This is a genomic window from Caldivirga sp. (genome assembly GCF_023256255.1).
In the GTDB taxonomy this organism is placed as follows: Archaea; Thermoproteota; Thermoprotei; order Thermoproteales; family Thermocladiaceae; genus Caldivirga.
In genome coordinates this window covers 24,280-31,289 of sequence record NZ_JAGDXD010000056.1, presented here as the reverse complement: position 1 = coordinate 31,289, position 7,010 = coordinate 24,280, and the positions used below count along the sequence as shown (strand labels likewise).

General features: G+C 41.2%; 7 protein-coding genes. 5 read left to right on the top strand and 2 right to left on the bottom strand.

Annotation, left to right across the window (positions count from 1 at the left end):
- The coding region (locus Q0C29_RS09160) for an SIS domain-containing protein (protein ID WP_292000359.1) at nucleotides 1-1,042 on the bottom strand (1,042 nt) is incomplete at its 3' end.
- 553 nt (nucleotides 1,043-1,595) lie between these two features.
- Here Q0C29_RS09160 and Q0C29_RS09155 point away from each other — a divergent pair.
- Nucleotides 1,596-1,952, top strand: a complete 357-nt coding sequence (locus tag Q0C29_RS09155; RefSeq protein WP_292000358.1) for a hypothetical protein — start codon at nucleotides 1,596-1,598, stop codon at nucleotides 1,950-1,952.
- A 484-nt stretch (nucleotides 1,953-2,436) separates the two neighbouring features.
- On the opposite strand, the gene Q0C29_RS09150 is transcribed toward Q0C29_RS09155, so the two are convergent.
- Nucleotides 2,437-3,411 (bottom strand): BadF/BadG/BcrA/BcrD ATPase family protein, encoded by a 975-nt coding sequence (locus Q0C29_RS09150; RefSeq protein ID WP_292000357.1) that lies wholly within the window; start codon nucleotides 3,409-3,411, stop codon nucleotides 2,437-2,439.
- A 180-nt stretch (nucleotides 3,412-3,591) separates the two neighbouring features.
- On the opposite strand from Q0C29_RS09150, the gene Q0C29_RS09145 reads away from it, so the two are divergent.
- The 4 genes from Q0C29_RS09145 to Q0C29_RS09130 all read left to right on the top strand — a co-directional run bounded on the left by Q0C29_RS09145 (nucleotide 3,592) and on the right by Q0C29_RS09130 (nucleotide 6,933).
- The gene (locus tag Q0C29_RS09145) at nucleotides 3,592-3,744 is read left to right on the top strand and encodes a hypothetical protein (RefSeq protein WP_292000356.1); all 153 of its coding nucleotides are present in this window, start codon (nucleotides 3,592-3,594) and stop codon (nucleotides 3,742-3,744) included.
- Nucleotides 3,713-3,994, top strand: a complete 282-nt coding sequence (locus Q0C29_RS09140) for a hypothetical protein (protein ID WP_292000355.1) — start codon at nucleotides 3,713-3,715, stop codon at nucleotides 3,992-3,994. Before Q0C29_RS09145 ends, Q0C29_RS09140 begins: the two co-directional genes overlap by 32 nt.
- A 251-nt stretch (nucleotides 3,995-4,245) precedes the next feature.
- Nucleotides 4,246-5,640: an alpha-glucosidase/alpha-galactosidase gene (locus Q0C29_RS09135; protein ID WP_292000354.1), complete on the top strand. Its 1,395-nt coding sequence runs from the start codon at nucleotides 4,246-4,248 to the stop codon at nucleotides 5,638-5,640.
- A 177-nt stretch (nucleotides 5,641-5,817) separates the two neighbouring features.
- Nucleotides 5,818-6,933, top strand: a complete 1,116-nt coding sequence (locus Q0C29_RS09130) for an ATP-binding protein (RefSeq protein WP_292000353.1) — start codon at nucleotides 5,818-5,820, stop codon at nucleotides 6,931-6,933.
- Nucleotides 6,934-7,010: the final 77 nt, after the last annotated feature.

The window sequence follows — 7,010 nt, the reverse complement described above, 5'->3', positions numbered from 1 at the left end:
TAACAACCCTGACTAAGCCTCTTGGTTTCTCAGTGTCAATACCCCTCTTAACTGCATTGTAGTAGGCTAGTAGGTATATTGGGGTGATTAAGGCTAATGCATCAAATTCCTCAAGCCCAGTTTCACACTCAACATTAATAATGCCATTCCCCTTAGCGTTACTGTTTGTAACCATGAGGATCCTCGTATCAGTACCCTTACTCCTATCTGATAATTCATGAAATAACCTATTAGCAGCATCACTCATTGAATTAACTTGGTTAATAATGACCACTACCTGCCTCTCACCAATGGTTGCCACTGGCCCATGCCTAAACTCAAGGGTATTAAGTGCTTGAGTAGCTGCATATGATGTTTCCTGAAACTTCAACGCGGACTCAAGGGCTAGGGGGTATGATGATCCATGGCCTAGGAAAACGAACCTAGATATGCTAGCATTAACCCATTCTCCAACAGTCTCGCTAAGTCTTCCTACTAACTCACTATTATTGAGTAACCTGTTAATGCAATCTACTAATGCCTTCATTGACTCACCGTAATTAATGTTAATATTAAGGATAGAACCCATTAATACTAACGCCGCAGCCGATAATGCTACGAAGCTTTTAGTCATGACTAGACTCCTTTCAGGCCCAATATTGAGCGTGAGGTAATTGTCTATGAAGCCTAAGCCACCACCCCTACTTATGCTTAGCATTACTGTTGCTGCACCATTAGCCTTAGCCCTACTTAAGGCTTCAAGGGTCTCCGCAGTTTCCCCAGACCTGGACACTGCAATAACTAGGTCTGATGAGTTAATAATCCTAGGGTAATTAAATAGGAACTCGGATGATGGTAAGGCGTAGGTGCATTTACTTAATTTTGCATGTAGAGCATGAGATGCAGCGTACATTGAGGCGTAGTATGATGAGCCGGCGCCAACCAGGAAAACCCTACTTACATTCCTGTAACGTGACCCTAACTCCTCAATCTCATTAATCATGGTTGATAACGCATTAAGTGAGGTGCCTATTTCTGAAATATCCTGAAGCATGTCCGACATTAATTGAGTCTTCAGGGGAAATATTAATAAGCGTAAGCATATGTATACTATGGCTATAGGTATAGTGGGTATGTACTTGAGGAATACTAAGAATTATGTTAAATGAAAGTCTTCATCAATACCATTATTGAGCTGGATTACTTATCTATTTAATGAGTAGTTCTCATGCATCATTCAACACTGGGACTGAGGAATAGGATGCATTAGTGTTAACATTTGTTATTTTGGTTGCTTCTATTCCTCTTAATGTTAAGCTGTTGTTGCGTACGTAAAACTTATGGGTTTTATGGTTGATGTTTAGCTGGAGGTATGTTACTGCAGGACTTATGAGCAGTGGTGAGGTGTAGGAAGGTACCTAGTGAAATCCCCATTCCACAAAGGGGGAGTTAACCCCCAGTCAAAATAAAGATTGAACTCTTTATTAAGATATTAATAATTTAAGCATTTAAATTTAATTAATAAAAACTATGAAAAGATTAGACATCAAGAGTCAGTAAAGATATTCTTCGTATGTTAAAATAAAGTTTATAAGCATTTAAGAACTTGATTACCCATGGACTTGAGTGAATTACTTGGACTTCTCAGCAGTAAGGGCTTAGATTACGTGTTATCTCAATTACCCAATCTACTGAGTAGTAAAGCGGTTTCTAGGGAAGATGCTGAACTAATACTCCTCTACTCCATGACTGATAACATTAAGTTACTGAGAGAGGATATTAAGGTGCTAAGAGAGGATGTTAAGGCATTAAATAGTAGGATTAATGAAATGCATAGGGATCTAGCAAGTAAGCTGGACTTCATAATTAATCAACTACAGGTACTTAACTCAAATATTTCAGCAACTTATGAATTAACGTCTAAGGTAATGGCTAAGCTCATGGAGTTGAGCACCCGCTATCCACCAACGTAAGCTCAATGCTTGCCCTTTAAGGGGCGAGGGTTCCTTGGGGTCTTGGGGGTTACACCCCTTTGTTGGGGGCTACTTGGTTGCCCCACTGGTATTGTTAGGGTTGTCGGCCCCCACTCCCCATCTTAACTGGAGTTGACCAGCAGGACTGCTAAAACCCTCAGCACAGTCAGAGCTTTTAAACCCAGCCCTAAAGGGCAAGGTTTGCCACCCGTTTTATCATTGCCAACATTCCTCTTGGCCAGTGATCCAAAGAGCATCACGTAAAGCAGGAGGTAATTGGCCCATGGGAATTCCTTAAGCCTACTAAGCGCTTCACTCAACTTAAACACACATTAGCGTGTGCTCTGTTTAATAAAAATATGCCTTAATTCTGCCAGCATCTAATTGAATGATTACGTATGTACACCTACGTGGTATAATGAATTTTAATGATTATCAATGATGATATTCAGGGCTTTGGGAATCCTAGCTAGTAATGGGGAAATTATAGTTCCTTCAATAATTTCTCAGCATCAATACTTGTTATTTTCTTACCAATTCTACTTAGACCCATGACTACTGGCCCTAGTAGTGGGTAATTACCCACTAGGGGTTCCTTGACCCTAGCCTTAACTAACGTATTGGTTACCGTCTCCTTAAATTCCTCATTAACAATCCTGGAGCTGAACACGCTACCTACTCCCCCAATCACAATGCTTTCATTAATCATGCCTAGTCTCTTAGCAACCGTTATCGCATTTAGCGCTAATTCCCTCCCAGCCTCCTTAAGTATGCTTACTGAAACCTCATCACCCCCCTCAGCCTCCTCTGAAACTAGTACCGCTAACTTAGCCAGTTTATCAATCTCAGGGGGCTCGGCGTACATTACGTCAAGTATGTTTAATAAGTCCTTAACCTTGAAGTAATCCTTAAGCCTATTAACCAGGCTTGTCCAGGGACCCCTACCGTCATATGCCCTTGAAGCCGCATTTAACGCCTTTAACGCTATCCAACCTGCACTACCCTCATCCCCAATTAACCAACCCCAACCACTGGACCTAGCCCTTTCCCCACGGGCATTCATACCCAGTGCAATAGCACCAGTACCGGCTATGACAGCTACACCGGGTTCACCTAGGGTTACGGCGTAGTATGCCGCTACTGCATCATGATCAAATACTAGTTTACTACGCGGTATGTTAAGCTTCACGGATAATTCATTGATGATTCCGCTTGCCTTAACCCAATACGCCTCAGTATCTAAGTCAGCCCAGCTTATGACTATGGCATCAATGCTACTGGTCCCAATTCCCATTAATCTAATGCACTCCTCAATAACCCCAAGCAATGTATTAGTTATCACTCCACTATCATAGATTAATCCACCACCTCTACCACTCACCCTACATAACACATTTAAGTCACTATTAATAGCCACAGCGTTAGTCCTAGTCTTACCTGAATCTAAGGCAATAACCACCATAGGTAACCATTCATAGGCGGCGTTTAATAAGTTGCTTCATGAACCCACGAATCAAGTCCAAATACTGTAACCAACTTCAATTGAAGTTAATAAGGAGAGTAAGCACATTGAAGCTTCTTATCATGTAATGTAAGACGGTTCCTAAACCCTTTTAAAGACCTTAAACAATTACTAAATGTGTCAGTTGACTTTGATGAATTAGCTAGGATATATAGGAGAATGAGGAGACCTAGGAGGAGATTAGGTTACATGAGACGTAGGGCTGTTATGGCTAAGGTAATTCCATATGGCGGCGAGGGTGCGGATAAGGCTAAGGAGCGGAAGCAATGAGATAGAGTCATCGGCATTACTTAATAGTGGTTTTGAAACAGTTTCACCAGACGTAGCGGTACCTGTTAGGGCAGCTAGAGCCTTGGGCCTATGGCCACCATCAAGAACAGGGGAATTAATAACCCTTGATACTGGTGGCGGTGAGGCAGAGGCATACCTCTTCGAGAGTGCCGCTGAGCTTGAGCTAATTCTTGAGGATAGGCGAATTAAACCAATATTAGTTAACGTGATCGTTAACCCAAGTTATTGATGAAATACTGTTGAGTGATTACGTAGCCAGTGAATTAGGCATAGTTCTCCTGGATTTTAAGAGGGGCTTATGGAGGTTGAACGATGAGGATAAGGTCAGGACTAGCGTTGAACCAAGTGAATGGAGATGATTCATTAATTTAATGGATTCACCTAAATAATATTAATTAATAACTTAGCTATATAATATTTTTACTATTGCTAATAACCTATATATAATTAACTTTAAAAGTACTTGAAAACATTACACTCATGGTGTCTAGTCATGGATATAAGATAGCCCTAATAGGTGCTGGTAGCGCTGCATGGGCCATTGGTCTCGTTAAAGACCTAGCTCTAATACCAAGCCTTAGTGGTAGTACCGTGGTTTTAATGGATATTGATGAGGGTAGGTTGGCCTTGGTTAGTAGGTTCGCTAAGAGGTATGTTTCGGAGGTTAAGGGTAACTTAAACATAGTTACCACCACGGATAGAAGGGAGGCTATTAAGGACGCTGACTTCGTGGTCAACTCAACCTTAGCCAAGGGGCATGGGCATTATGAGAGGATGAGAGAGATCTCCGAGAAGTATGGGTACTATAGGGGTATTAATAGTGTTGAGTGGAACATGGTGTCTGATTACCACACAATCTGGGGTTACTACCAGTTTAAACTAGCCCTAGATATAGCTAACGACGTTGTGGATTACGCACCAAATGCCTGGCTCCTAAACGTATCAAACCCAGTCTTCGAATTGACGACACTGATTAGTAGGGAGACTAAGGCTAAGGTGATTGGGCTATGTGATGGCTACTATGCCTATAAGGATTTGCTTAGGGTTCTTGGACTAGATGAGGGTAAGGCCGAGATTGAGGTTATTGGGGTTAACCATGATGACTGGTTAACTAGGCTTAAATACAATGGCGAAGACGCATATCACCTAATTGATGAATGGATTAACGTTAAGTCAAGCCAATACTTCGAGAGGTGGAGGGAGGAGCAGAGTAATCCATTTGATGTGCATATTTCACCAGCGGCCGTTGACATGTATAGGGCATATGGTCTATGGCCAATAGGTGACACTGTTAGGAGCGGGACATGGAAGTATCATTGGGACCTTAAGACCAAACAGTATTGGTACGGGCCATTAGGTGGCCCAGACTCGGAGATAGGTTGGGCAATGTACTTAACGTGGCATAAGATTGAGTTTAATGAACTTAAGAGAGCCCTCGAGAATGAGACTAAGCCATTAACTGAACATATACCACCAGTCAGGAGTGAAGGTGAGCCGGTTACAATGGTTATTGAAGCCATGATTGAGGATAAGGCTAAGACCATTGAAGTAAATGTACCCAATCAGGGTGCAATACCAGGCATACAGGATGATGTGGCCGTGGAAATGCCTGCCGTAATTGATGCTAAGGGTGTCCATAGGTTAAGTTTCAGTAACTTACCTAAGGCATGGGGCAGGGTACTTAAGTACACTATAATGCCTAGGGTGATTAGGGGTGAATGGGCCATTGAGGCATTCCTAGGAGGCGGTAGGGATGCTTTATTTAACTGGCTTATAATTGACCCAAGGACTAAGAGCAATGAGCAAGCGAACCAAGTCATAGATGCAATACTTAAAATGCCTGGTAATGAGGAAATGGCTAGGCACTTCAGTTAAGCCAATGAGATAATTATACAATGCCTAATCATTTAAATGAACCCTCATACTATCATTTAGTTATCCCCGTTCTCATGATTCATTTTAATCTCATAAGTGTTTTAGTGAAGTGAAGTATTGTAAAATAACTTTTAAATACTAACGGGGAGTGTTAGTTACTAACGGGAGGCGTTAGTTATGCTATTTAACCTTGAACCAAAGAACAGTAGAATTGATCTATATGATAGGGATTATGAACTTAGGGAACTGTATGATGCAGTAAATAGGGATGAGAAGATCATTGTAGTTTACGGTGTTCGTAGGGTTGGGAAAACTAGCCTTGTGAAGTCGTTTTTAAGTGAGTTAACACATCCTTATGTTTTGATTGATGTTAGACGGATATACTTTACAGAGAACAGCGTCAGCATGACTAGCCTAGTTAAGTACATGCTTAATGAGTTTAGGGGCTTTATGAACATAAGTGGAAGGTTATGGTTAAGTATTAAGGAGATTCTAACCAAGATCAAGTGGATTAAGGTTGGTTCAGATAGCCTTGAGATTAGGATTAATGGTAATGTGCATGTTAACTTAACTGAGTTACTTGACGCTATTAATAGGTGGTGTATTGATAACTCCACTATGTTTATTATTGTACTTGATGAGGCCCAATACATGAGGTTCTCAAACATTAGGTATGATGGCGTTTTGGCATGGGCCTACGATAACTTAAGTAACATTAAATTCATCATAACTGGAAGCGAAATCGGCGTGCTAAGGGATTTCCTAAGACTTAATGATGCTAAGGCACCACTTTATGGTAGGTATGTTAAGGAGATTTACGTTGATAGGTTTAGTAGGGAACTAAGTATTGATTTCCTGAGGGCTGGTTTTAAGGAACTTAACGTTGAAGTTAGTGATACCGAGTTAGCTGAGGTCTATGATAAAGTTGATGGCGTTATTGGCTGGTTAACACTATATGGATACCTAAGGGGCATGGTAGGTCTAAACCATGGCGATGCATTAAGCAGAGTGTTTGAGGAAGGCTCAAAACTAGTGATTGACGAGCTAAGCGAATTAATTAGACCAGCCAGAGCTAGGTATTTGGCAATACTAGGCGCTGTGGCCCATGGTTTAGATACGTGGAGTGAAATCAAGAGATATGTTGAGGTTAAGGTAGGTAGCATATCTGATGTGAGGTTCAATGAATTATTAAGGAACCTGGTTAGGTATGGATACTTGGCTAAAATCAACGATAAATACATTATACCAGACCCAATGGTTAAATACACAGTATTAAATTACTTAGGGCACTAGAAATATCAGGATCCTCTTCAATGCGTGCTTTCCCTTATGAATGGTGAAAGGCGTTTTAAGGCTAAGTATTTAATCTT